This window comes from Nocardia halotolerans (assembly GCF_042650145.1).
GTDB classification, from domain to species: domain Bacteria; phylum Actinomycetota; class Actinomycetes; order Mycobacteriales; family Mycobacteriaceae; genus Nocardia; species Nocardia halotolerans.
Map to the genome: position 1 here is coordinate 1 of NZ_JBHSDL010000002.1, position 24290 is coordinate 24290.

21 protein-coding genes are annotated in these 24290 nt (G+C 68.1%); 10 read left to right on the plus strand and 11 right to left on the minus strand.

What is annotated here, in order from left to right; all coding sequences use genetic code 11:
• Window positions 1-603, plus strand: a 603-nt coding sequence (locus ACFO5K_RS01005) for a SulP family inorganic anion transporter (RefSeq protein ID WP_378555186.1), incomplete at its 5' end; no start/stop codon positions are given.
• A 41-nt stretch (window positions 604-644) separates the two neighbouring features.
• On the opposite strand, the gene ACFO5K_RS01010 is transcribed toward ACFO5K_RS01005, so the two are convergent.
• The 3 genes from ACFO5K_RS01010 to ACFO5K_RS01020 all read right to left on the minus strand — a co-directional run bounded on the left by ACFO5K_RS01010 (window position 645) and on the right by ACFO5K_RS01020 (window position 3871).
• On the minus strand, window positions 645-1427 hold the full coding sequence (locus ACFO5K_RS01010; RefSeq protein WP_378555187.1) for a spermidine synthase: 783 nt from the start codon (window positions 1425-1427) through the stop codon (window positions 645-647).
• Window positions 1428-1522: 95 nt separating this feature from the next.
• Window positions 1523-2491: an NAD(P)-dependent alcohol dehydrogenase gene (locus ACFO5K_RS01015; RefSeq protein WP_378555188.1), complete on the minus strand. Its 969-nt coding sequence runs from the start codon at window positions 2489-2491 to the stop codon at window positions 1523-1525.
• Window positions 2492-2554: 63 nt separating this feature from the next.
• Complete coding sequence (locus ACFO5K_RS01020) at window positions 2555-3871, minus strand: TerD family protein (protein WP_378555189.1); 1317 nt, start codon at window positions 3869-3871, stop codon at window positions 2555-2557.
• 59 nt (window positions 3872-3930) lie between these two features.
• Here ACFO5K_RS01020 and ACFO5K_RS01025 point away from each other — a divergent pair, with 59 nt between their 5' ends.
• A complete protein-coding gene (locus ACFO5K_RS01025; protein WP_378555190.1) occupies window positions 3931-4932 on the plus strand; it encodes a glucosyl-3-phosphoglycerate synthase in 1002 nt (333 codons plus the stop codon).
• Between the two features lie 540 nt (window positions 4933-5472).
• Here the strand turns inward: ACFO5K_RS01025 and ACFO5K_RS01030 are convergent.
• Window positions 5473-6282, minus strand: coding sequence for an LppX_LprAFG lipoprotein (locus ACFO5K_RS01030; protein WP_378555191.1), 810 nt, complete (start codon window positions 6280-6282; stop codon window positions 5473-5475).
• Window positions 6283-6444: 162 nt separating this feature from the next.
• A complete protein-coding gene (locus ACFO5K_RS01035; RefSeq protein ID WP_378555192.1) occupies window positions 6445-7368 on the minus strand; it encodes a helix-turn-helix transcriptional regulator in 924 nt (307 codons plus the stop codon).
• Between the two features lie 215 nt (window positions 7369-7583).
• Here ACFO5K_RS01035 and ACFO5K_RS01040 point away from each other — a divergent pair, with 215 nt between their 5' ends.
• The gene (locus ACFO5K_RS01040) at window positions 7584-9212 is read left to right on the plus strand and encodes a BCCT family transporter (protein WP_378555193.1); all 1629 of its coding nucleotides are present in this window, start codon (window positions 7584-7586) and stop codon (window positions 9210-9212) included.
• A gap of 50 nt (window positions 9213-9262) precedes the next feature.
• On the opposite strand, the gene ACFO5K_RS01045 is transcribed toward ACFO5K_RS01040, so the two are convergent.
• Entirely contained in the window at window positions 9263-10093 is an 831-nt protein-coding gene (locus ACFO5K_RS01045; protein ID WP_378555194.1) for an SAM-dependent methyltransferase, read from the minus strand.
• Window positions 10094-10252: 159 nt separating this feature from the next.
• On the opposite strand from ACFO5K_RS01045, the gene ACFO5K_RS01050 reads away from it, so the two are divergent.
• Entirely contained in the window at window positions 10253-11671 is a 1419-nt protein-coding gene (locus ACFO5K_RS01050; protein WP_378555195.1) for an MFS transporter, read from the plus strand.
• 18 nt (window positions 11672-11689) lie between these two features.
• Here ACFO5K_RS01050 and ACFO5K_RS01055 read toward each other — a convergent pair whose 3' ends face one another.
• Window positions 11690-12184, minus strand: a complete 495-nt coding sequence (locus ACFO5K_RS01055) for a glutathione peroxidase (protein WP_378555196.1) — start codon at window positions 12182-12184, stop codon at window positions 11690-11692.
• 164 nt (window positions 12185-12348) lie between these two features.
• Here ACFO5K_RS01055 and ACFO5K_RS01060 point away from each other — a divergent pair, with 164 nt between their 5' ends.
• The 4 genes from ACFO5K_RS01060 (at window position 12349) to kstD (ending at window position 18063) form a co-directional block, all read left to right on the plus strand.
• Complete coding sequence (locus tag ACFO5K_RS01060; RefSeq protein ID WP_378555197.1) at window positions 12349-13839, plus strand: FAD-dependent oxidoreductase; 1491 nt, start codon at window positions 12349-12351, stop codon at window positions 13837-13839.
• Window positions 13840-13993: 154 nt separating this feature from the next.
• Window positions 13994-15583, plus strand: coding sequence for a GMC family oxidoreductase (locus ACFO5K_RS01065; RefSeq protein ID WP_378555198.1), 1590 nt, complete (start codon window positions 13994-13996; stop codon window positions 15581-15583).
• A 189-nt stretch (window positions 15584-15772) separates the two neighbouring features.
• On the plus strand, window positions 15773-16366 hold the full coding sequence (locus ACFO5K_RS01070) for a TetR/AcrR family transcriptional regulator (RefSeq protein WP_378555199.1): 594 nt from the start codon (window positions 15773-15775) through the stop codon (window positions 16364-16366).
• Window positions 16363-18063: a 3-oxosteroid 1-dehydrogenase gene (gene kstD, locus ACFO5K_RS01075; RefSeq protein WP_378555200.1), complete on the plus strand. Its 1701-nt coding sequence runs from the start codon at window positions 16363-16365 to the stop codon at window positions 18061-18063. The genes ACFO5K_RS01070 and kstD overlap by 4 nt, the downstream gene beginning before the upstream one ends.
• Before the next feature lie 14 nt (window positions 18064-18077).
• Here kstD and ACFO5K_RS01080 read toward each other — a convergent pair whose 3' ends face one another.
• Window positions 18078-18422: a DoxX family protein gene (locus tag ACFO5K_RS01080; protein ID WP_378555201.1), complete on the minus strand. Its 345-nt coding sequence runs from the start codon at window positions 18420-18422 to the stop codon at window positions 18078-18080.
• Between the two features lie 120 nt (window positions 18423-18542).
• Here ACFO5K_RS01080 and ACFO5K_RS01085 point away from each other — a divergent pair, with 120 nt between their 5' ends.
• A complete protein-coding gene (locus ACFO5K_RS01085; protein WP_378555202.1) occupies window positions 18543-19415 on the plus strand; it encodes a sigma-70 family RNA polymerase sigma factor in 873 nt (290 codons plus the stop codon).
• A 93-nt stretch (window positions 19416-19508) separates the two neighbouring features.
• Here ACFO5K_RS01085 and ACFO5K_RS01090 read toward each other — a convergent pair whose 3' ends face one another.
• Window positions 19509-19985, minus strand: a complete 477-nt coding sequence (locus tag ACFO5K_RS01090) for a hypothetical protein (RefSeq protein ID WP_378555203.1) — start codon at window positions 19983-19985, stop codon at window positions 19509-19511.
• 261 nt (window positions 19986-20246) lie between these two features.
• On the opposite strand from ACFO5K_RS01090, the gene ACFO5K_RS01095 reads away from it, so the two are divergent.
• A complete protein-coding gene (locus ACFO5K_RS01095) occupies window positions 20247-21422 on the plus strand; it encodes a PucR family transcriptional regulator (RefSeq protein ID WP_378555204.1) in 1176 nt (391 codons plus the stop codon).
• 53 nt (window positions 21423-21475) lie between these two features.
• Here the strand turns inward: ACFO5K_RS01095 and ACFO5K_RS01100 are convergent, their stop codons facing one another.
• Window positions 21476-22675 carry an esterase/lipase family protein gene (locus ACFO5K_RS01100; protein WP_378555205.1) on the minus strand — a complete coding sequence of 400 codons (1200 nt, stop codon included), beginning with the start codon at window positions 22673-22675 and terminating at the stop codon, window positions 21476-21478.
• Between the two features lie 201 nt (window positions 22676-22876).
• Complete coding sequence (locus ACFO5K_RS01105; protein WP_378555206.1) at window positions 22877-24217, minus strand: lipase family protein; 1341 nt, start codon at window positions 24215-24217, stop codon at window positions 22877-22879.
• Window positions 24218-24290 lie beyond the last annotated feature (73 nt).

The following is a 24290-nucleotide window of genomic DNA, read 5'->3' on the forward strand; positions in this document are numbered from 1 at the left end:
ACGTTCCTGGCCGGTGTGTTCCTGCTCATCCTCGTCGTCGGGCTCGGTGACGTGGTCGCGTTGATCCCGATGGCTGCGCTGGTCGCGGTGATGATCATGGTCTCAGTCGGCACCATGGACTGGCACTCGATCACCCCCAAGACGCTGCGGCGCATGCCCAAGAGCGAAACCATCGTCATGCTCGTGACCGTCGCGGTCACCGTGGCCAGCCACAACCTCGCCTTCGGCGTGATCGCAGGCGTCCTCACCGCCATGGTCGCCTTCGCGCACCGTGTCGCCCACTTCACCGAGGTGATCAAGGTGCACGAAGCCGATATCGATCGCGACGGCAATATCGACACCAGGGTCTACAAGGTCGTCGGCGAACTGTTCTTCGCCTCGAGCAACGACCTGATCTACCAGTTCGACTACGTCGACGACCCACACAACGTCATCATCGACATGTCCGGCGCCCACATCTGGGACGCCTCCACCGTGGCGACCCTGGACGCGATCACCACCAAGTACGAGTCCAAGGGCAAGAACGTCGAGATCATCGGCCTCAACCAAGCCTCCGAGGAACGTCACGGACGCCTCAGCGGCCACCTCACCGGCGCGCACTGAGAGATGGAGCGCCGACTCGGTGGGGCGCTGCGGTCACCGGTTCACGCCCGCGTCGCGAGGTAGATCGTGGCCGACGAGCGCCCCTGGGTGAGCGGGTTGTCGAAGAACACCCGCTCGGCCGCGACGTCACGGAAGACCGCCGACAGAGCCGACACGAACTCCGCGTCGGGCGGGTCGTCGGACCACATCGCGAAGGTGCCGCCGGCCCCGAGGTGCGCGGACAGCTGCCGCAGCCCATCTGGGGTGTAGAAGGCCGCGTGCGGTCGGTGCAGGACATGGCGGGGGGAATGGTCGATATCGAGCAGGATCGCGTCGAACTTCCGGCCGGGCCGGTCCGGGTCGAAACCCTCGCCACCGGCCGCGGCCGCGAAGAAGTCGGCGCATCGCAGGCCCACTCTGGCCTCGGTGGCCAAGCCGGCCGTGTCGGGCAGCAGCTCCCGCTCGTGCCAGTCGATCACCGCCTCCGAGAATTCGATGACGGTCAACGATCGAACCCGACCGTCCGTCAACGCCTCCCACGCGGTGTAACCGAGCCCGAGTCCGCCGACGACCACGTCCAGTTCCGTACCCGCGGTCCGCGCCAGGCCCAGGCGCGCCAATTCCCGTTCGGCAACGGTGAACAGGCTCGACATCAGGTACTCGTCGTCGAGCTTGACCTCGAACACGTCCATCCGCACGGTCGGATCGAAGCGCCGGCGCAGACTGAGCTCCCCCATCGGCGTCTGCCGCCATCCCAGTTCTTCGAAGCGAGCGCTCACCGCAGCAACGCCGGCGTCGTGGTACTGAATTTCGACCGCACTGTGGACCTCCATACCTCTGTTCACCACCGCCGCCGTTGTGACCGCGCCGAATTCGCCACAAACCTACCCTCACGCAAGAGTAGGGTCACTCGGTGATCTGCCCGTCCTGGGTGCTGGGCTCACACGGACCCTACGGTGATCACCACGTTGCCCGTCTTGTGGCCGCCCTCCACATACCGGTAGGCGTCCACGATCTCGGCCAAGGGGTACTGCCGGTCGATGACCGGGGTGAACTCCCCGGTGGTCAGCAGCTGCGCCAGGTACCGCACCATCGCCTGATCGTGCTTCGGAACTGCGAAGACGACCTTCTTGCGCCCGATCAACCGCGTCACCGCCGCCAGCAGCAGGTTCTGGCCGTACCTGCCCGCCTCCGACGACAAGTACACGCCCGCCGGCCTCAGCACACGCGCGCAACCGCCGAACGAGCTCTTGCCCACCGCATCGATGACCACGTCGTAGGCGCGGTCCGCGGCCGTGAAATCCTCGGCGGTGTAGTCGATCACCCGATCCGCACCCAACCCGCTGACCAGATCCATCCGCTCGGAATCACACACCGCCGTCACCTCGGCGCCACGGACTTTCGCCAACTGGACGGCCGCGGAACCGATGGCGCCGGTCGCGCCGTTGACCAGCACCTGATGTCCGCTGCCGACCGCCGCCGCGTCGAGCAGCGTCAGCGCGTAGTGCGCGCCTTCGGTCGCGGGCGCGACTGCTTCGGGACCGAGGCCCGCGGGGATCTTCGCCAGCGAACCGGTTTCCGGAATCGACAAGTACTCGGCGTGGCATCCGAACGGCCCCTCGTTGTAGCCGAAGACCCGATCGCCGACGGCGAAGGCGGTCACCGCGGCCCCGGCCTCGACGACTTCGCCCGCGAACTCGGTGCCGAGAATCGGCCGCTTCGGCCGTAGCAGGCCGGTGAAGGACCGGACGAGAAAGGGCCGGGCCGCCCGGTACGCGCAGTCGGTCCGGTTCACCGTGCTCGCCTGAACGCGGACGAGCACGTCGCCGGTACCGGGCCGCGGCTGGGCCACCTCGGCGACGTGGACCACTTCCGGAGAACCGTATCGTGCATGTAGCGCCGCCTTCATGTGCGGACTCTAACGCAACTGTCCCTCGACTTCCCGACCGTTGCGCCACGGCGCCTTTCGGCCTCAGCGGGGGGCGGGGCACTGCCCTTCGTAGCGGCTCAAGCCCAGACCATTGGACTTTTTGCTGCGGCCGACAGGGCCGTTCTTGGCCGAGCGAACCCAGTTGCCGTCGGTGTCGAGCACCGGCATGCGCTCACTGAAAGCGCGACTGTAGTGCGTGGTGCCGTCGACGGTGAGGATCCCGTCCTGGACATCGATGTGGGCGACGGTCGCCCAGAAGGAGCTCTTCCCGTTGCCGATCACCACGGTGATCTGGTCGGCGTCCTCGTCCGGGAGCCCGTCCGGGCCCGGACGACCGTAACGGACTCGCACGCGGGGGCGGCCGAACTTGTCGATCGCGCCGCCGCCGTTGTCGATGGACTGGTAGACGTTGAGCAGGAGGTCACCGTTTTCGGTGGGCCGCACGGTGACCTGTTCGGCCGCGGGTTGATTGTTCGAGCCGGGCCCGCGGCTGTCGCCGTGATGGTGCACGAACGGCCAGGTGCCCAGATCGCCCTGGTGCCCCTTCTCGCCGCTGATCACGACATAGTCGCCCGTTTCCTCGTTGCGGCAGAAGAAGTACACGTCCAGGTCGCCGACGCCGAATTCGGTCGGCCGGCCGTGGGGGTCGTACTTCGCGCCACGACCGTCCCATTCGAGACCGACGGTGAGCACGTGGCCGGGTTCGCCCTTGCGCAGGTCGATGCTGGCTCGTTTGTCCGGGGACTCCTTGGTGAGCACGACATCGACCTTGCGCAGGTCGATGGCGGGGGCGGGAGGCTGTGCCTGTTGCGGCACAACAGGTACCGGCGCCGGCGCCGGCTCGGCGGGTTCCTCGTCGACGGTGATGCCGTGTTCTGTCGCGAAGGCCGCCAGCCCGGCGCTGTAGCCCTGCCCGATCGCGTCGAGCCGCCAACCGCTTCCCCGCCGGTACAGTGCCACCGCCTGCAGCACCGTTTCGGTGTCGAGTCCGGGCGGCACGAAAGTGGCCGTTCGGCTGTCACCGACGACAGAGACCCGTAATCCGGCGACCTCACCGAACCGGATGCTCTGTGCCTCGGTGCTGCCGGCGATCACCACCCGGTGCACGTCGGCGGGCAGCGCGGAGAGCTCCACCGCGACAACAGCGTCGGACTCCATCCGCACACCCGGCGCGAACGGATTGTTGAAGAACACGAAGTCGGCATCGGAACGGACCTTGCCGTCCGCGGTCACCAGCACCGCCGACACGTCCACCGCGCCCGCCGGACTCTCGACGTCGATGCGCACCGTGTACCTGTCATCGACGAGGTCGGTCTTGGATCCCTTCGTCACCTGGGCCACGATCGCGTTCCCACTCATGAAGTCCGCTCCTCAGTCGATCGGCTGCCGTACGGCGTACTCGCCACCGGGGGCGAACAGTGCCCACCGTACCCGCGTCGCCGGTCCGGGTTGTCGGTTCCGATAGCGCCTGTGGGCGGCCGGTTGGCCCTGATCACAGCAAATGCGCACAGCGGTGGCGGCGGGCCGGGGTATGGCGTTCACTGGTCGCCATGAACGTCGGTGAGCTGATCGACCGCAAGCTGGGTCGACGGGTCTCGGTGGTGGTGCCCGCGCTCGACGACGAGGACACGGTCGCCGCAGTGGTGGCTGCGGTGCGGCCGCTGCTCGGTGGCCTGGTCGATGAGGTGATCGTGCTCGACGCGGGATCCACCGATCGCACCGTTGCACGGGCTCGTGCCGCCGGTGCCGCGGTCTACTCGCGCGAAGATGCGATGCCGGGGGTTGCGCCGCGACCGGGTAAGGGCGAGGTGGTGTGGCGTTCGCTCGCGGTGTGCACCGGTGACTTCATCGTCTATCTCGACGCCGACCTCGTCGAACCGGACCCGCAGCTGGTGCCCGATCTGATCGCGCCACTGCTCACCGACCCGGGTGTCGCACTGGTGAAGGGCTTCTACCGCAGCCCGGTGAGCGATGACGCCGACGACGGCGGCCGACTCACGCAGCTGGTGGCGCGGCCGCTGCTCACCGCCCTGGCGCCCGCACTGGCCGAGATCGTGCAGCCGCTGGGTGGTGAATACGCCGCCAGTCGCGCGTTTCTCGCCGAGATCTCCATCGCCAGTGGGTACGGCGCCGAGATCGGCATCCTGATCGACTGCTGGCAGCGGCGCGGGCTGTCGGCCATCGACCAGGTGGACCTCGGCGTCCGCGTGCACCGGCAGCGGTCGACCCACGAGCTCGCCGTGCTGAGCCGGCAGGTCGTGGCGACCCTGCTGGATCGGCTCGGTATCCGTGACTCCGGATTCGGCCTCGTGCAGTTCCTGCCGAGCGAAACCGGTTGGTGCCGAACACCGTCGGAGGTCAGCCTGGCCGACCGACCGCCGATGACACAACTGCACACCGCCCACCGCCACATCGCCTGACACCGCGGACACAGTCCTCGGCCTCGTCGCCGCCGCCGGGTGGCGGACCCGGCGGCACCGGGTGGCGGAGCCGGCGGCACCGGGCGCTGGTCGGTGGCGCCGTGGTCGAGTCACTTGTTGCCGTTCACATCGGGTCCGGCCCCGGGACGCGCGCCCGGGTGCGCCGGATGGCCCTCGATGCCCGGACGGCCGGGGCGGAGTGGGGCCACCGTGGCCCTGTGCCAGCCGGATCAGCGGCAACTGCGACAGCACACCGCTATCAGGATCACCAGGGCGGTCAGCGCGAAACGCTCGAGCAGGTCATCGATCTGCGGTTTCGGTGAAACAGCCGCGTTGATCAGCGTCCCCAGGTACCGCGAAGTAGGCGAAGATCAGCACGGCGACGACGATGTCGAAGGTGCGGGCGGTTGTGCGCGTACCGAATTCATCGCTCGCATTCGACACCCAGACGCCACACCGGCCCGGGGCGGCGGAGGGCACTGTGTGCCGGGTTCCGCGCTCCCGGACCGGTGTGGGGTGGAATCCGGTGACCGGCGCCGATCAGCTCGCGGGCTTGACGATGTTGACCGGCTCGGCCCAGTTCGACAGGCCGACGGTGACCTTGCCCTGATCCTTCTGCACCACGGCGCGCACCAGGTTCGGGCCCTCACCGGTGGAAGCGGCGTCCGCGGGCTTGGTGGAATCCGAGGCCGGCGGGGCGGTGTCCTGGATCCACACCGTGATCGGCATGGTGCCGGCGTTCTGGCCGATACGCGGCACGATCGGGTCGATCACGGCGGCGTCGATGGTGCCGCTCACGCGCACGGTGTCGATACCGTCGATGACCTCACGGGCCTCGGTCTTCGGGTTCGCGATATTGGCGATCACATTGGCGATGCCCTTGTCCTTGTCCAGGATGACGCCCGGATCGTAAACCTTCTCCGCCGGGCCCACGGGCACGTAGCGGCCGTCGTTCTCGGTGTAGAGCACCTTGTCGACCACCAGGAACTTCGCCTCGGTGAAGGGGTCTTCCGGCCCGAGCTTCACCTTCGCCTCACCCACGGCGGCGCCCGAACCCTGGGTTTCGTCGGTGACGTCGGCCGAGACGGTTTCCACCGGCAGGTCGGGCAGATTCTGCACGTCGATGTCCAAGTGCACGTTGTGCAGGGTCCGGGTGGTCTTGGCCGACTCCTGCACGAGCTGCGCGCCGTCGGGCAACTGACCGGTCGGCGGCGCCGCGGTGGTCGATTCCGCCGAGGAGCAGCCGGTGACCAGCGCCGCGCACAGGGCGGCGACCGCGACCACCGAGGAGAGGCCGGAACGCCGGGCGGACCGGCGGCGTGGGGTGGGGTGGGTTGTGGTGTCGATCAAGGTTCGTCCCCTGGAGATGGTGATATATCGCTGTGTGAGGCAGCCGCAGCTGCCGCTGCCCGCGACAAACCGCGCAGGCCATCGGACATCTCCCGCTCTCCCGTCGGCGATAGTACCGGAGCATCCACAACTCCACTTCCCTTGGCGCACTTTCCAGTTCGCCTAAGACAACACGACGTGCGCGCTGCGACCCTCGGCCGGCACGTGCCACTGCGCGGCGTGGTCGGCCCATGATGCGTCACGTTGCTCGTCGCTCATCGCGAGCAACGTGGCCAGTCTTGCGTCCTGTTCCTCGTCGACCGGGGTGAAGATCTGTATCCAGGCACCGTCGATCAACGGCAGTGCCAGATTGGTGAGGTGCAGCGTGATCGATCCGATGGCCGGGTGCCGCGCCTGCTTGATCAGGCTGACCGGCACCGCCACATCGTTGCTCGCCCACAACGTCGCGAAATCTCGGCTGCGGGCACACAACTCGTTCACCAGGTGCTGCCACTGCGGGTCGTCGAAATGCTTGGCGTAGGCGCCGCGCAAGTAGGCCACCATCCTGCGCAGGTCGTCGGCATTGCGCGCGTATGGATTACAGCAATCGGGCGTCAAGAACACCCGGCGCAGCACGTTGTCGGTGAAACCGGGAAACAACTTCCGATAGGAGCCGTTCTGTGCGAGGACATCGAATTTGGGGCTCACCAATGCCGCGGGCAGCGGGTCCAGTCGTTCGAGGATGAGCGGGACACCCGGTGGTATCGCGACCTCCGTGCCCACCGTTGTGGGCACGGTGGGCATGTCGGCAAGCCGGTAGAGGTGAGCCCGCTCCGCCGGATCTAGTCGCAACGTGCGCGCGATCGCGTCCAGCACTTGGACACTGGCGTTGATGGGCCTGCCCTGTTCGAGCCACGTGTACCAGGTGATGCCGATTCCCGAAAGCTGAGCGACTTCTTCGCGACGTAGCCCTGGCGTGCGCCGGCGCGGGCCCGGCAGCAGACCGACATCCGCGGGGGTGATCCGGGCGCGGCGCGACTTCAGGAACTCGGCGAGCTGCACCCGCTTGGTCGCACGGTGCGCGCGCGTGCCGGCCGTTTCGCTCATCCGGCCATTGTCGCGAACTTCGTTGCTGGTATCCAGGTGCCAGCGGTACCCGTATCCGCGCGACTGGTCTACCACGGTTCGACGCGCCGGGGACTCCAGCTTCACCCTTGTTACGAACGCGTGGCATTACCCACGCCGGGAACTGCGCCATGTCATCATCATCGGCACGTGTCGGAACTTCCGACCAGGTCTGCTGCTGAAGGGGAGTGGTGGTCGTGCCACGAGTCGATCCGCCCAAACGCCGGCAACACGTTTACACCGGATTCGGATTACGCACCGACCCCTATATCTTCTTCATTTCGGCGGGGCTGGTCGCGTTGTTCGTCTTCACCGCGATCGTGTTCACCAAACCGCTCAATGACGGCTCCAAAGCGGCCAAGGACTGGATCGTCACCAACCTGAGCTGGTTCTTCATCTTCAGCGTCACCGGCATGCTGCTGTTCCTGATCTGGATCGCGCTCAGCAAGTACGGCAATGTGCGACTCGGCGCGCAGGACTCGAAGCCCGAATACAGTAATCTGTCCTGGTTCGGCATGTTGTTCGCGGCGGGCATCGGCACCGTACTGATGTTCTGGGGTGTCGCCGAGCCGATCTCGCACTTCGGCAACCCCCCGCGTGAGGGCGTGGAGCCCGAATCGGTCGCAGCGGCCGACGACGCGATGGCCTTTTCGCTCTACCACCTCGGCCTGCACACCTGGGCGATCTTCTGCCTGCCGGCCCTGGCGTTCGCCTACTTCATCTACCGGCGCGGGCTGCCGATGCGCATGAGCTCGGCGTTTCATCCGCTGCTCGGTGACCGCATCTACGGGCCGATCGGGAAGGCGATCGACATTCTGGCGGTGCTGGGCACCCTGTTCGGTGTCGCCACTTCTATCGGGCTCGGCACATTGCAGATCAACAGTGGGTTGAACTACCTGAGCGACTCGATCCCGGTGGGCAAAGGGACACAGATCACGATCATCGCGGTGGTGACGGCGATCGCGACACTGTCGGTCGCGGTCGGGCTGGACAAAGGCATCAAACGCCTGTCCAACCTCAACATCATGATGGCCATCGCCTTGCTGATCTTCGTATTCGTCGCCGGGTCCAGCCTGTTCCTCGCCCGGGGAATCTTCGAGACCTTCGGCAATTATCTGGGCGAACTGGTCGGGCTTTCCTTCTGGAACGACAGTTACGCGAACCTGCTGGAGAACCGCAGCTGGGGCTGGCAGGGCGATTGGACGGTGTTCTACTGGGCGTGGACCATCACCTGGGCCCCGTTCGTCGGCATCTTCGTCGCCCGAATCTCCAAAGGCCGCACCATTCGTGACTTCGTGCTCGGTGTGCTGGCAGCGCCGACGGCATTCACGATCGTGTGGTTCTCGATCTTCGGACTGTCCGCGATCGATATCGAGATCAACGGCGGCGGCGGCCTGGTCGAGGAAATGGACACCGCGGGCGGCGGCGGTGGCGCGCCGTTCGCCTTGTTCACCTTCCTGGAGAACTTCCCGTTGACCACCTTGATGGTCGCCTTCTCGGTCCTGATCGTGGTCATCTTCTTCACCACCTCCTCCGACTCGGCGTCGCTGGTGGTCGACATGCTGTGCTCCGGCGAGCAGGAAACGGGAAGTCCGACACGGCAGCGCGTGTTCTGGGCGATCACCGAAGGCGTGGTCGGTGGCACGCTGCTGGCGGCCACCACCGGCAGCACCGGGTTGGAAGCGCTGCGAGAAGTCATCACGGTAGCGGGCCTGCCGTTCCACATTCTGGCGTTCTTCATGATGTGGTCGCTGGTGCGAGCCTTGCGCGAGGACGTCGAAGTGCTCACCGTGACGCCGAGGGAGAAGAGACCCGTCAAACCCTGAGACCGGCCGGCCCCGCACCGAGTGTGCGGGGCCGGCGCGGGTCAGCGGGTTCAGCGTTTGCGGCCGACACCGCCGAGGATGCAGTTGCGGACGTTGGACAGCGGGGTGAGGTGCGGGCCGTCGGCCCACCAGTCGTCGCAGCGGACCAGGCCGGGCTCCACCATTTCCAGATCGCCGAACAGCGCCTGGATTTCGTCGCGGGTGCGGAAGCGGCCACTGCCCATGGGGCTGTGGATGAACTTCTCCTCCATCTTGCGGGCCAGCTCGCTGTACTCCGCGGTTTCCGGGTCGTGGAAGTGCGCGATCGCGACGAACGAACCCGAAGGTAGCGCGTCGATGTAGTTCTGCATCAGCGTGGGGCCGTCCTCGCCCAGGTAGTGGTGCAGGGTGCCGATGTGGAACAGAGCCAGGGGGCGGGTGAAGTCCAGTTCCTGGCGGACGGTGGCGTTGCCGAGCACATCGAGGGGACGGAAGATGTCGGCCTCGGCGATGCGGGTGCGGCTGTTGCTGGCCAGCAACGCCTGACCGTGCACCAGCACCGACGGATCGTTGTCCACGTAGACCACGCGCGACTGCGGGCTCACCCGCTGCACCACCTGGTGGGTGTTCTCCGCGGTGGGCAGCCCGGACCCGAGGTCGAGGAACTGGTCCACGCCCGCCCTGGCCAGGAAACGGCACACCCGGATCAGGAAATCGCGGTTGGCCCAGGCCAGGTCGTTGACCTGCGGTGCGACCGAACGCACCTGCGCGAGCACCTCGCGGTCCACCTCGTAGTTGTCCTTGCCGTTGAGGGCGGCGTCATAGACGCGGGCGATACTGGCTCTGGTGGTGTCCACACCCACCGGAACGGAGCTGGGGTAGGCGGGAGAGGGTTGCGGCATCGGGAGCGCCTCCGGGCATCGGGCCGAATGTACGAAAACCAGCGTAGAGCATCGGTTCCATTGGTACAGAAGCAATCCCGATGAGTGCTGCCGGGTAGTGCGGGTACCGGGACAGCTGGGCTACTGGCCGCACTGGCGCCGACACCGCACGCTCAGCGGATGATTCAGGCATTCACGCCGATTCCGGCGCCCACTCCCCCGGCGAGCAAACGGTCGGTGGCCGTGCTCGTCGTCATCCTCGTCGGCCAGTTCATGGCCGTACTCGACGCCTCGATCGTCAACGTCGCGATACCCGCCCTCCGTACCGACCTCGGGGCCGGTGGAGCCGGGTTGCAGCTGATCGTCACCGGATATGTGATCGCGTACGCGGTGCTGCTGATGACCGGCGCTCGACTGGGCGAGCGCTACACCCCGCGGCGGGTGTTCCTCGCCGGGCTGGCCGGGTTCACCATCGCCTCGCTGGCCTGCGGGCTGGCCTGGGACGAGCTGTCGCTCATCGTGTTCCGGTGCGCGCAGGGTGCCGCGGCCGCCGCCATGGTGCCGCAGGTGATGACCATGATCCAGCGCACCTTCACCGGCGCGGCGCGGGCCAGGGCGCTCGGCGGGTACGCGGCGATCGTGTCCGGTGGGTTGCTGGCGGGCCAGCTGCTCGGTGGGCTGATCGTGGACACCGATCTGGCGGGCAGCAGTTGGCGCGGGGTGTTCCTGGTGAATGTGCCGCTCGGGCTCGTGCTACTGGCTGCCGCTGCCGCTGTACTGCCCGATACGGTGGCGCGCACCGACCGGCGGCTCGACGGCGCCGGACTGAGCACCCTCGCCATCGCGGTGTTGTTGCTGGTGGTGCCACTGATGGTCGGGCACGAGCTCGGTTACCCGCTGTGGTCGTGGGTGTGCCTCGGCGCGGGTGTGGCGGGATTCGCGGTGTTCGCCGCTGTGCAACGGCGGATGGCCGCGTGTGGGCGGGAACCGTTGTTCGCCCCGCAGGTGGTCGGTGCGGCGGGGCTACTGCCCGCGGCGGGCACCCTGCTGGTGATCATGGCCGTTTTCGGTGGGTGGCTGTTCGTCATCTCGCTACACCTGCAGGACGCCCTGGGCTACAGCGCACTGCGTGCGGGGGTGCAGTTCCTGCCGATTGGAGTGACCTTCGCGGTGGCCGGACTGTGCTGGCAGCGGCTGCCGAAGCGATGGCACGCGGGCATTGTTCCGGTGGGTATGGTCCTCGGCGCCGGTGCGCTCGGGTGGTTGGCATGGCTGCTGGCCGACGGCGCGGCCCTCGGCTTCGCGGGGTCGGTCGCGTTCGGGCTGCTCGGGGTGGGCAACGGGCTCGCGTTCGCACCGCTGATGGCCAGGGCGCTCGCGGCGATGCCGGTGACCGCGGCCGCCGACGCCGGCGGCATTCTGATCACCTGCGTGCAGTTGGGAATGGTGCTGGGGGTCGCGACATTCGGATCGCTGTTCTTCGCACTGGGTGCGACCGGGGTGACCGACGCGGTGGTGACCGTGCAGCTGGCCGGTGGTGGCGGCTGTCTCGTCGCGGCGGCGCTGGCACTGGTCGCGGTGCGGCACACACGGCGGTGACGCCGCACCGCGACCAGTTCAGAGCTGGGCTTGGACGGCCTGCACCACGGCGGTGTCGTCAGGGGTGGTGCGCGGGCGGAAACGAGCCGCCACCGTGCCGTCGCGGCCGATGAGGAACTTCTCGAAGTTCCACTGGATATCGCCGGCGGCACCATCGGCGTCGGGGGTTTCGACCAGGGCGGTGTAGAGCGGGTGACGGTCGGCGCCGTTCACATCGGCCTTGGCCAGCAGCGGGAAGTCCACCCCGTAGGTGACCGAGCAGAATTCCTGGATCTCCTCGGCACTGCCGGGCTCCTGGCCCATGAACTGGTTGCAGGGCATGCCGATCACGGTGAAACCGCGCTCGCCGTAGGTCTTCTGCAGTTCCACCAGACCGCTGTACTGCGGGGTCAGGCCGCATTTGGAGGCCACGTTGACCAACAGCACCGCCTTGTCGCCGGCCAGTTCACCCAAGGTGGTCGATTCGCCGGTGAGGGTGTGCACCGCGATGTCTCGAACGCTCCCATTCGCCACAACAGCACCACATTTCTTCTCGAAGTCGGGTCGAGCGCCACCGTACCGGAGTGTTCGAGCTCCGGCTCAGTGTCCCGCTGGCCGGGAGACTCTGTAACACGTTCTTGTTTTGTCGGCGGTGAAGCGGCACCATTTCGGTACACACCGACGACCGGAGGCCACCTGTGACCAACTTTCAACCCCGGATCGATACCGTCCGGCCACTGCGCGCGAGCACCGTGCCGGCGTGGGACTTCCAGGCCGACGTGGTGGTGGCCGGATACGGCATCGCGGGGGTGTGCGCGGCCATCGAAGCCGCACGCGCCGGGGCGAAAGTGCTGATCCTCGAACGCACCGGCGGCTGGGGCGGGGCGGCCGCGCTCGCGGGCGGGTTCGTCTACCTGGGCGGGGGCACCGCACTGCAGCGGGCGCTGGGCTTCGACGACACCCCCGACAACATGGCCGCCTTTCTCACCGCGGCCCTGGGACCCGGCGTCGATGCGGCCAAGATCGCCGACTACTGCGCGGGCAGCGTCGAACACTACGACTGGCTCGTCGACTGTGGCGTGCCGTTCAAGGAATCGTTCTGGGGCGAACCCGGTTGGGAACCCCCGCACGACGAAGGGCTGATGTACTCCGGCGGTGAGAACGCGGCCCCCTTCCTCGACATCGCGAAACCCGCACCGCGCGGACATGTCCCGGAGCTGGCCGGCAAGAAGATCGGTGAGCGCAGCGGCGGCTACATGCTGATGAAGCCCCTCGCCGACACTGTCGCCGAGCTCGGCATCGCCGTCGAATACGACACCCGCATCCGGCGGCTCATCCTCGACGACGACGATCGCGTGGTCGGCATCCTGGCGACCCGCTACGGCACTCCGATCACCGTGCGCGCCGACGGCGGCGTGGTGCTGGCCACCGGCAGTTTCGCCTACGACACCGACATGATCGACCGCTACACACCGAAACTGAGCGGCCGCCCCGGCGCGGCGATCGAGGAGCACGACGGCATCGGCATCCGCCTGGCCCAGGCGCTGGGCGCGGAGCTGGCGCACATGGACGCCAGTGAGGTCGCCATCTTCGGTGATCCGCAGATGATGGCGCGCGGCATCCTGGTCAACGGACGCGGGCAGCGCTACATCCCCGAAGACACCTACCCCGGCCGGATCGGGCAGGCGACCCTGCTGCAACAGGACAATCAGGCCTTCCTGGTGATGGACGAGAAATCCCTCGAAGAAGCCCTGGCCACCGAGAGCGCCACCCCGTTCTTCCGGTTCCCACCGACCTGGGTCGCCGAAACCGTGGCCGAACTCGAGGCCGAGATGGGCCTGCCCGAGCAGACCCTGCAGACCACGGTCGCCACCTACAACCAGCACGCCGAACGCGGCGGCGATCCACTGCTCGGCAAGAAACCCGAATGGGTGCGCCCGATCTCGGGAGCGCTGGCCGGCTTCGACCTGCGCGGGTTCACCGCCGGATTCACACTGGGCGGGTTGCGCACCGACCTGGATTCGCGCGTGCTGCACGTGAGCGGGGAGCCGATTCCCGGCCTGTTCGCCGCGGGTCGGTGCACGTCAGGGTTGTGCGCGGGCGGGTACGTCAGTGGGGCATCACTGGGCGACGGGAGTTTCTACGGTCGCCGCGCGGGCAAGGCGGCGGCCGCGGCCCAGCCCGACTGAGACGCGGGCCACCCACTGCGCGCCCGGGGTCAGTACGCTGCTTGCAGCGCCCCGCCCGACGACGAGTCCGGCTGTGCTCGCGGCCTTTTCACGTCCGCGAGCGGGCGCGTCCGAGTTGGCAACGACAGATGCAGTGCAGGATCGGAGTTGGACAGTGCAAGCAGGTGGGACGTCCGCGGATTATGTGATCGTCGGCTCGGGATCAGCAGGGGCGGTGCTCGCGAATCGGCTCAGCGCCGACCCGGGCACCACAGTCGTCGTGCTGGAGGCGGGGCCGGCCGACGACGACAAGTTCGCCCATATTCCGGCGGCGTTCTCGAAACTGTTCCGCACCGAACGTGATTGGGACTACCGCACCGAGCCGCAGCCCGCGCTCGGCGACCGCGAGATCTACTGGCCGCGCGGCAAGACCTTCGGTGGGTCGTCGTCGATGAACGCGATGATGTGGGTGCGGGGTTTCCGCGCCGACTACGACGAGTGGGGCCTGCTGGCCGGGGACAAGTGGAACTTCGCGGCGGCGATCGAGCAGTTCCGCAAGATCGAGAACGTGCAGGACGCGCAGTTCCCCGACGAAGGCTCCCAGGGCCCGCTGCACGTGCAGCGGCAGCGCAGTCCGCGCGCGTCCACCCACGCGTTCCTCGAGGCGGCCCGGCAGGCCGGTCACCAGCTCGAGGCGGCCAATCGGCCCGCGCCCGAAGGCTTCACCCAGACGATGGTGACCCAGCGCGACGGCAGGCGCTGGAGCACCGCCGACGCCTACCTGCACCCGGCCATGAAGCGCGCCAATCTCACGGTGCAGGCCGAGGCGCTGGCCACCCGGGTGCTCTTCGACGGCACGCGGGCCACCGGGGTCGAGTACCGGCAGGGCGGGCAGACCCACACCGTGCACGCCGCGCGGGAGGTGATCCTGTGCGGTGGTGCGGTGAACAGCCCACAGCTGCTGCAACTGTCGGGCATCGGCGACCGCGAGGCGTTGAAAGAGCACGGCATCGAGGTGACCGCGCACTCCCCCGAGGTCGGCGCCAACCTGCAGGACCACCTGATCGCCGCGCTCGGCTACAGCGTCGAATCGGACTCGCTCTACAGCGCCGAGAAGCTGCTCGAGCTGGCCAACTACCTGGTCCGCCATCGCGGCATGCTCACCTCCAATGTCGGTGAGGCCTACGGCTTCGTACGCAGTGAACCCGAGCTCGAGCATCCCGATCTGGAGCTGATCTACGCGCCTGCGCCGTTCTATCACGAGGGACTGGTCGAGGCGACCGAACACGGTGTGGTGCTGGGCGCGATCCTGTTGCGTCCGCGCAGCCGCGGCCGGATCGATCTGGCCTCGGCGGATCCGACGGCCAAGCCGGTGATCGATCCGCGCTACCTGTCCGATCCCGACGGCGCCGACCGGGCCGCTCTGATGGCCGGGTTGCGGGTGTGCGCCGGACTGGCCGGGCAGCCCGCGCTCAAGAGCACGCTCGGTCCGCTGATCTACCCGCCGCAGGCCCCCGATGATCTCGAGCAGACCATGGCGCTGACCATCGAGCAGTTCTCGCACACCCTCTACCACCCGATCGGCACCTGCCGGATGGGCACCGACACCGACAGCGTCGTCACCCCGGAGCTGAAGGTCCGCGGTGTGGAGGGTCTGCGCGTTGCCGATGCGTCGGTGATGCCGTTGATCATCCGCGGCCACACCAACGCCCCGGCCGTCTTCATCGGCGAACAGGCCGCTGACTTCATCCTGTCCGGAGCCTGAGCACCCGGTGGTGGCGCGCCCACGGTGGTGCGCCACCACCCCACCGCGCACCGTGGCGATCCGCCGACAGCGGGTCCAGTCGGCCCACTTCGCCTGACAGACACAATCTCCTTGACAGCCACTGTCATGTAGCCAGATACTTCCATCACAGCGCGGCCTCGGGGGCCGGTGCGGTGAGGGAGGTCTGAGGTGTCTTTACGTGAACGGCAACGGCAGCAGGTCCGGGCCGATATCCAGCGGGCGGCGTTCGCGTTGTTCGTGCGGTCCGGATTCGACGAGGTGACCACGGAGCAGATCGCCGCCGCGGCCGGTGTTTCGCCGAGTACGTATTTTCGCCACGTACGCAGCAAGGAAGACCTGCTGCTCGACCCGGTGCGCGAAGGCGGAGCCGGCATCGCCGTCGCATTGGAGGCGCGTCCCGAGGACGAGCCGGCCGATATCGCGTTGGCCCGAACCATTCTGGCCCGGTCGACCGAGCGCGCGACCGCGGAACTGGAGCAGTGGCGCGCTGCTTTCGCCACCGCGCCGCATCTGCTCGACCGCGTCGCGTTGATCCCACCCGACCATCGCGCTCGTCTGGTCGAGTTGGTCGCGCAGCGGATGGGCACCGACCCGGCCGCGGACAGCAACCCGGGCCTGCTCGTGCATCTGATGCTCGCGGCAGCCGAGTTCGGCTACCTGCAGTGGCTGCGCAGCGCCGACGATCCGGCCGCCTCACTCGCGGTCTGTGTCGAAGCGGCCGTCTCCGCGGTCATCGACGACCGTTGGGGAGCGACGCGATGACACCAGTGCGGAGCCAGGACAGCGTGATCCCCGCCGACATCGACGTCGTAGTCGTCGGATCGGGGGCGGCCGGGATGAGCGCCGCGATCACCGCGGCACATCGGGGCCTGTCCGTCGTGGTCGTGGAGAAGGCCACCCGGTGGGGTGGTTCCACGGCTCGTTCCGGTGGCGGAGTGTGGATTCCGGGCAACTCGGTGCTCGACCGGCAGGCACCGGCCGACGAGATCGCCGACGCCCGCACCTATCTCACCAGCATCGTCGGCGCGGACGTGGCGCCGGAGTTGATCGACACCTATCTCGATCGCGGGCCGGAGGCATTCGAATTCCTCACCCGCCACACCCCCGTGGACATGGACTGGGTCCCCGGCTACAGCGACTACTACCCGGAAGTCCCGGGCGGTCGCGCGCACGGCCGTTCGGTAGAACCGAAACCCTATGACGCGCGCCGCCTCGGCACCGAGCTCGCCACCATGGAGCCCGACTACTCCAAGGCACCACGCAACTTCGTGCTGACCCAAGCCGACTTCCGCCAGATCCATCTGGGGCTGCGCAATCCGCGAAGCCCGCTGCGCGCGGCGCGCATCGGCTCCCGATGGCTGCGGGGCAGATTGCGCGGTCGGCATCTGCTCGCCCGCGGCCAAGCCCTCAGCGCGATGTTGCGTCAAGGGCTCAGCGAAGCGGGGGTACCGCTGCTGCTCGGCACCGCGCTGGTCGAGCTGTCGGTCACCGACGGGCGCGTGGCCGGCATCGTTGTCCGCCGTCACGGTGAACAGCACCTGATCAGCACTCGCCGCGGGGTGATCCTGGCCTGCGGTGGCTTCGAGCACAACGACCGCATGCGCAAGGAGTACCAGCGCGAACCCATCGGAACCGACTGGACCGTCGGCGCGGCCGCCAACACCGGCGACGGCATCCGCGCCGGACAATCCATCGGCGCGGCGACCGCTTTCATGGACGATGCCTGGTGGGGTCCGTCCATCCCACTGCCACGCACACCCTGGTTCTGTGTGGCCGAGCGCAACTTGCCGGGCAGCCTCATCGTCAACGCCCGCGGCGAGCGATTCATGAACGAATCACTGCCCTATGTGGAAGCCACGCACCGCATGTACGGCGGGGAGAACGGCCAGGGCAGTGGCCCAGGGGTCAACATCCCGGCGTGGCTGGTCTTCGACCAGCGGTACCGCAACCGGTATCTCTTCGCCGGGCTGCCGCCCCGCCAACCGCTGCCCCGGCGCTGGTTCGACGCCGGGGTCCTCACCCGCGCCCACAGCATCGGCGAACTCGCCGGCAAGATCGGCGTCCCCGCCGAGCGGCTCGCCGCGACGGTCGAGCGGTTCAACGCGTTCGCCCACACCGGTGTCGACGAGGACTTCGGCCGTGGCGCCAGTGCCTACGACCGCTATTACGGTGACCCACGCCAACGCCCCAACCCGAACCTGGGTGCGCTCGAGACCGGGCCCTTCTACGGCGCCCAACTCGTCCCGGGCGACCTCGGCACCAAAGGCGGCCTGGTCACCGACATCAACGGCCGCGTGCTGCGCGCGGACGGGAGCGGCATCGCCGGTCTCTACGCCGCGGGCAACACCAGTGCACCGGTCATGGGCCACACCTATGCCGGTCCGGGAGCCACCATCGGTCCGGCGATCGTGTTCGGTTATCTCGCCGCGGAGCACGCCGCCTCGACGCGCGACGGCTGATCACCATCACTGCCTCATACCAGGGCCGCGGTCAGCGACGCGGCGGCGAGCAGCAGGTACGGCGCCGGGTAGCCGAGGTGGGCGTAGCAGCGAGCTCGTAGCACCGTGAGTTCGGCGCCCAGGAAGTACAGCACCAGCCCGGCCGCGGCGGCCACGGCCAGGGGCCGATAGGCCAGCCCGGCGAGCAGACCGAGGCCGCCGACGGCCTTGATCACGGCCAACGGGGTCAGCGCCCACGGGGCGATGCCGTATTGCCGCATGTTCGTGCGGACCCAGTCCGCGCGAACGACATCGATCACCGCCGCGGCCAGGGCCGCCAGGGCGGCGCACACAGTGACGACGACATGAATGGTGTGCATCGGAACGGTCCTCCGGTCTTCGGTGGCGGGCGGTCTGCCACAGTGGATGCGCCCGCCGGGGGATCACGACGGCGTTTGCCGTCCGATCCGATGACGACCGGCGCTGTCGAAAGGTGACCGATGCACCAGGATTTGCTCGCGCTCGCATTCGAACAGCGCCGTGACCGGCTGCGCGGCCTGGCCTACCGAATGCTGGGCGCCACCGCCGAAGCCGAGGACGCGGTGCAAGAGGCTTGGCTGCGCACCGCGGGCACCGGCACCGTCGTCACCGATCTCGACGGTTGGCTCACCACTGTCGTGTCGCGGATCTGCCTGGATGTGCTGCGTGCGCGAGCCCGGCGCGCCGAGGTCACCGCCGACGCGGCACCCGAGCCGCCCGGGACCGATGCGCGCGACGATCCGGCGGCCGAGGCCGTGCACGCGGACGAAGTGGGCCGGGCCCTGCTGGTGGTGCTCGACGCGTTGAGCCCCGAGCAGCGGGTCGCGTTCGTGCTGCACGATCTGTTCGCGGTGCCCTTCGCCGAGATCGCCGCGGTGCTCGGGCGCACGCCGGTGGCCGCGAAGAAGCTCGCCAGCCGGGCCAGGCAGCGGGTGCACGCACCGGCCGAGATCACCGCGGCCGAACTGGCCGAGCAGCGGGTGTTGGTGACGGCGTTCCTGCGGGCCGCGCGCGGAGGTGACCTGGCCGGCCTGCTGGCGATTCTGGCTCCGGAGGTGGTGCGCACGGCCGATCCGGCGGCGCTGCCACCGGGGATGGCGGCGGTGGTGCGGGGTGCGGCAGCGGTCGCCGAGGGCACGGTCGTGCTGCGGGAGCGCTCGCGGGCCGCGGAGATGCTGCTGGTGAACGGGCGGCCGGGGCTGGTGGTGGCCCGGGCGGGGAGACCGCTGTTCGCGGTCACCTTCACCGTGCGCGACGGGCGCATCACCGCCTATGACGTGATCGCGGCGCCGGCACGGTTGGCGGCGCTCAGACTGTCGATGCCCCCGGGCTGATCGCCCACACCGGCTTTCGGCAGTCGATGCAATCGCGCGGTCACTGCCGATACGCACCGACCGCGAGATCGCAGTGCGCGCAGCCCGCTCGGGTCAGAACGCGGGGACGCGGGCGAAACCCAACGGCGGGGTCGGCAGGGGCCCGGGGCGCAGGTCGTGGCGGAACTCCGGGAGCAGGGGCAGCATGTCGACATTGCGGGCCGCGTAGCAGCGCACCATCGGCAGCGCCCGCGACACCTCCGCGCGTTCCACCGGCTCGGGGTCGAGAAAGGCCAGCGCGTCCAAACCGAAGCCCAGGGTGCCTGCGATCCGCACGATGGCGGCCGACTTGCGGCCCCACCCCACCTCGACGGCGGAGAACATCTCGTAGAGGCCGTGCCGGTAGAGCGTGCGCAGCGTGCACGCGCGGTCGCCACGGGCCGCGACGGCGTGCAGCACGCCACGTTCGCTCAGCTTCGTGAGCGTACGCAGCGCCGAATCGCGCAGCGCGGCGTCGGTCCGGTCGTGGACCACACCGTCCCAGAGGGTTTCGTCCAGTTCCCAGACCAGACAACGGACGGCAGGTCGCATTCGTGGTGCCCCCTATCGGATCGTCGCGGCGCGGAGAACTCTACAACCAGTGATAGCGATGGACCAGACTTGTGATCGGGCACCATCCGGGCGGGTTGCCGTACCTCGGGTACCCAGAACCTGACAATTCATTCCGGTTTCCGGCGGCCTTGGCTAGGGTGAACTGGCTGGACAGCGGGGGTACAGCCGAAACAGGGCGAAGGGAACCAGATGTCCGTTCACAATCCATCCCGGCAATCGCTGACCATCTCGGGTCGGCCGATGTCGTCTCCACTCAAGGACGTCCGTGCCTTGTCACGGCAGATGGTGGGACATTTCGTCGAGAACGTGGCCCCCTGCGGCACGCTGCCGGGCGACGCCATCTCCGGCGACGTCACCACCATCACCCGGATCTGTCTGGAATTCGCCGTGAGCATGCTCGACGGCCGCGACATCCCGATCAAGCTGCAGCGATTGCAGGACGCGGCCAGCGGCTGGGCCCGCGAGGGCGTCCCGATCGACACGATCCACCACTCGATCGCCGAGGGCTTCAAGATGGGCCTGGACCTGGTGGTGTCGAGCGCGTCGGTGAAGGACTACGACAACCTGGTCGACGGAGTGAAGATGGTGATGGAGATGCTCGACACCATCACCGCCCAGGTCTCGCTGGCCTACGTGCGCGAACTGCGGGGCGTGGTCAGCGAACACCACACCGCGGTGCACACCCTCACCTCGGCGTTGCTGGGCGGGCACAGCACCTCCACGATGGCGCGCGAATGCGGGATCGCGATCGCCGACAACTACGCCGTGCTGGCGCTGACGATCCCGCCGCACCGGGAGGAGGCCAACCCCGCCCTCGACGCCAAGGTGGTGGCTCGGCGCAAACTGCGCCGGGTGCAGGCCGAACTGGCCAAGCGCTGCGGTGACTCGGCGCTGTCGTTGCTCAGCGTCGACGGCGGCACAGTTCTCATTCCGGCGGCGACCTTCGACCGCGAGGGCCTGGCCGCGCTCGTCGCCCAGCTCTCCCAGGCCGCCCAGGTCGGCATCACCGCCGCGCTGGTGGAGACCGTCACCACCGGCATTCCCGACGCCGCCGACCAGGCGCACGAGTTGCTCGACATGGTGCAGCGGCTCGACGTCACCTCGGGTCTGTACCGCTTCGACGAACTCGCGCTGGAATACCAGCTGACCCGTCCCGGCCCCGGCCGCGAATTCCTCGGCTCACTGCTCGATCCGCTGGACCAGTACCCGGAACTGCTCGAGACCCTGCAACGCCACATTGCCAACAATCTCAACCGCCAGCGCACCGCCAGGGTGCTGCACGTGCACACCAACACTGTCGACTACCGGCTCAAGCGGATCGGCCAGCTCACCGGTTTCGATCCCACTCAACCCTCGGGCCTGTGGTACCTGCGTTCGGCGCTCGTCGCGCGCAGCTACCGCAGCACCGCCGCCTGAGACCGACACCGAAAGGCGCTGCCCGCGACAAGCGGGCAGCGCCTTTCTCGTTCTCAGAGGGAGCCGCCACCTCCGACCAGCCAGGGGTTGAAGGCGCACACGAGTTCATGGCCGCCCGCGGGATCGATGGCGCGCAGCGCGATCGACAGTGCGCGCGGGGAGTACATCATGGTCAGGTGGTCGGAAGCATCTTGCTCACAGCCCTCCTGCAGGGTGATGTTCTGCACGGTCGCACCCGGCCCCGCCTCGAGGAAGGTCAGGTCGTAGGGGTTGGTGACCTCGTCGTAGCGGGTGCCCACCACGGTGTAGTCGACCCCGGCCACGGTGTCGCCGTCGGCGTTGAGTTCGTTGACGAAGTCCGAGCCGATGGTCTGCTGGATGCCTGCGTGCCCGACGAAGATCTCGATGAAGCCCAGGATATCGATACCCAGGTTGTTGATCATGCGGCCCAGAGCGCCGATGCCGACGAGGCTGGTGCCGTGATGGGTGGCGCCATAGGTGACCAGGTTTTTCACCTTGTCGGCGCCGCCGTCGTATTTGGTGTACCAGTTGGCCATCGCACCGCCCTGGGAGTGGGCGACGATGTCGACCTCGTCGGAGCCGGTGGCCGCGAGCACCCGGTCCACGAAGGTGGCGAGCTGATCGGCGGAGTCCTGGATGTAGCCGGTGCCCATCACCCCGGGCAGCACCGAGCCGAGGCCACCGCCCTCGACCAGGCCGGAGCGGCCGTAGTTGAAGGTGAAGGTGCACAGCCCGGCGTCCTTGATCGGCTGCCCCATGAAGGCGTAGCCGTTGTAGGCGTTCATCCAGGTGCCGTGCAGCAACACGACCGGGCGCGGCTTGTCGGCGGTGGGCTTGCAGTCCCAATCGTTGGCACCGGGCGGTGCGGCGTCGCCGTTGCCCAGGCCGTAGGCGAAGGCGCCCAGGAACGAGGTCTGCGCGGGGCCGTGACCGATGGTGTCGGTGGCTTTTCCGCCCGAGGAACCCGAACTCGAACCCGAGCCCCCGTAGCAGTCACCCGAGCCGTTGCCCGAGCCGGCGCCACTGCCGGAGGTGCAGGCCGAGCCGGTGCCCGCGCTGCCGCTGGGGCCCGCGACCGAACGGCCGGAGGCGATGAGGTCGGCGAGTGCCTGTTCGGTCGGCGCGGTGGTGGGGGCCGCGCCCGCCCCGGAGCCGGTGAGCACGACGGCGAGCGCGCTGACGCCGGTGAGCACCGCCGTCTGTAGCGTGCGTCGGCGACTGGGAGATTTCATCGTTGGCGTATCTTCCTGTGCGATTCGATAATTCGTCTCCCCATTTCGATCGGGACAACGAATGGCTTGTCGAAACCGCAATGAACGTAAGCCCGGGAATTCATCGCATTTCGAATCCCGGCAGTGTTCTGGGTAGGTCACCACCCTTCTGGAATCCGCCCCATGACGCGACACAGGAAATATCGGTGGTCTCCGCGTCGGTCAGCATTCGCTGCGGGCGGCGAATCCCAGCAAACGCTCGTCGAGCCAGTGCATCGCCTCCGGGTATCCGGTGACCGCGCCGATGATGTGCTCGCCGGGCACACCGCGGTAGACCGCGTTCGCTCCGAGCGCGCACTGCTCGGTGTAGAGGTTGCGGGCGCCTTCGGCCGGGATCCAGAACTCCTGTTCGCCGTTGTAGATGTAGAGCGGTGTGGCCGAACGCATTCCACCCATCCGGGTCACCTCGTAGATGCTGGTGGCCAGTTCCGAGCGCAACGGGTCGGCGATGTTGGCGCCCACGTCGATGGGCAGGTGCAGCACGCCCGGCACCGCGAACACGTTGACGCACTGATCCTTCATGAACGAGGTGGCCACCCAGCGCCCCAGATTGTTCATCGCCGCCAGGATTTCGGGACGTTCCCGGCCGATCGCCAGGGTCGCGGCCATGAAGATGCCCGAGGCCAGATTCGCATTCATACTGCGGGCGAGGATTTCGAAATCGGCGGGCACCCCGCCCAGCGCGGCGCCGACGATCACCTCGGCGAGCTCGGGTGCGTAGGAACCGAGCAGTTTGGCCGCGCCGTGCGTGGCGATGGCGCCGCCGGAATAACCCGTGATCGCAAAGCGGCTCGCGTCGTAGGCGGGTGCGTCCAGGCCGCGCACGGCCCGGATCGCGTCGAGCACCGCGTGCCCGGCCACATACGGTTCGGCGTAGGCCATCCGGGGTCCTTGGTGATCGGGCACCAGCACCGCGTACCCACGCAACACGGCCAGCTGAGTGGTGGGTGGCAGGAACTCGGTCATGCTGGACTGGGTCGAAAGCCCGTGCGCCAGGGTGTAGCCCGGGGTGCACTTGACGCCCAGTGCGTCGATCGGCAGGTTGTTCACCAGTACCGGCCGGTCGCCGTCACCGGTCCAGTCGGTGGCGGGCACGAGCAGCGTAGCCGTGGCGAAGGAGGGCTTGCCGTGCGCGTCGGCGGTGCGGAATTTCAGCAGCGTCGCCGATCGGATCGGCACCAGGGTCAGCGGCGCGGCCACGGCGGTGACATCGCGGGTTTCGATCAGCTCCCCCGGGGCTGATTCGGCCAGGTCCACGGGCCAGTGGTCGAACATCGGATCACCGACCGGGGTGGGCAGCACCGCCGCGTGCAGCGCCGCGAGTTCGGTCGCCGGATCGGCGGCCGGGGTGATCGGTGACGGGAGCACCTGATCGATCCATTGCTGCAGGCCGGGCAGAAACTCCGGAGTGCCCGGCAACGGCGGCGGCTCGGCCGTGGCCGGGCCGGCGGCGAACGAGCAGGTCAGAAGAATCGAACAGATCAGGACACGCACAGATCTCATGGCACTCACACGCCTTCGGGTGGCACATCGGATTCGTCAGCTGACGCGCGACGATGCGGTGCTCAGAATTCCC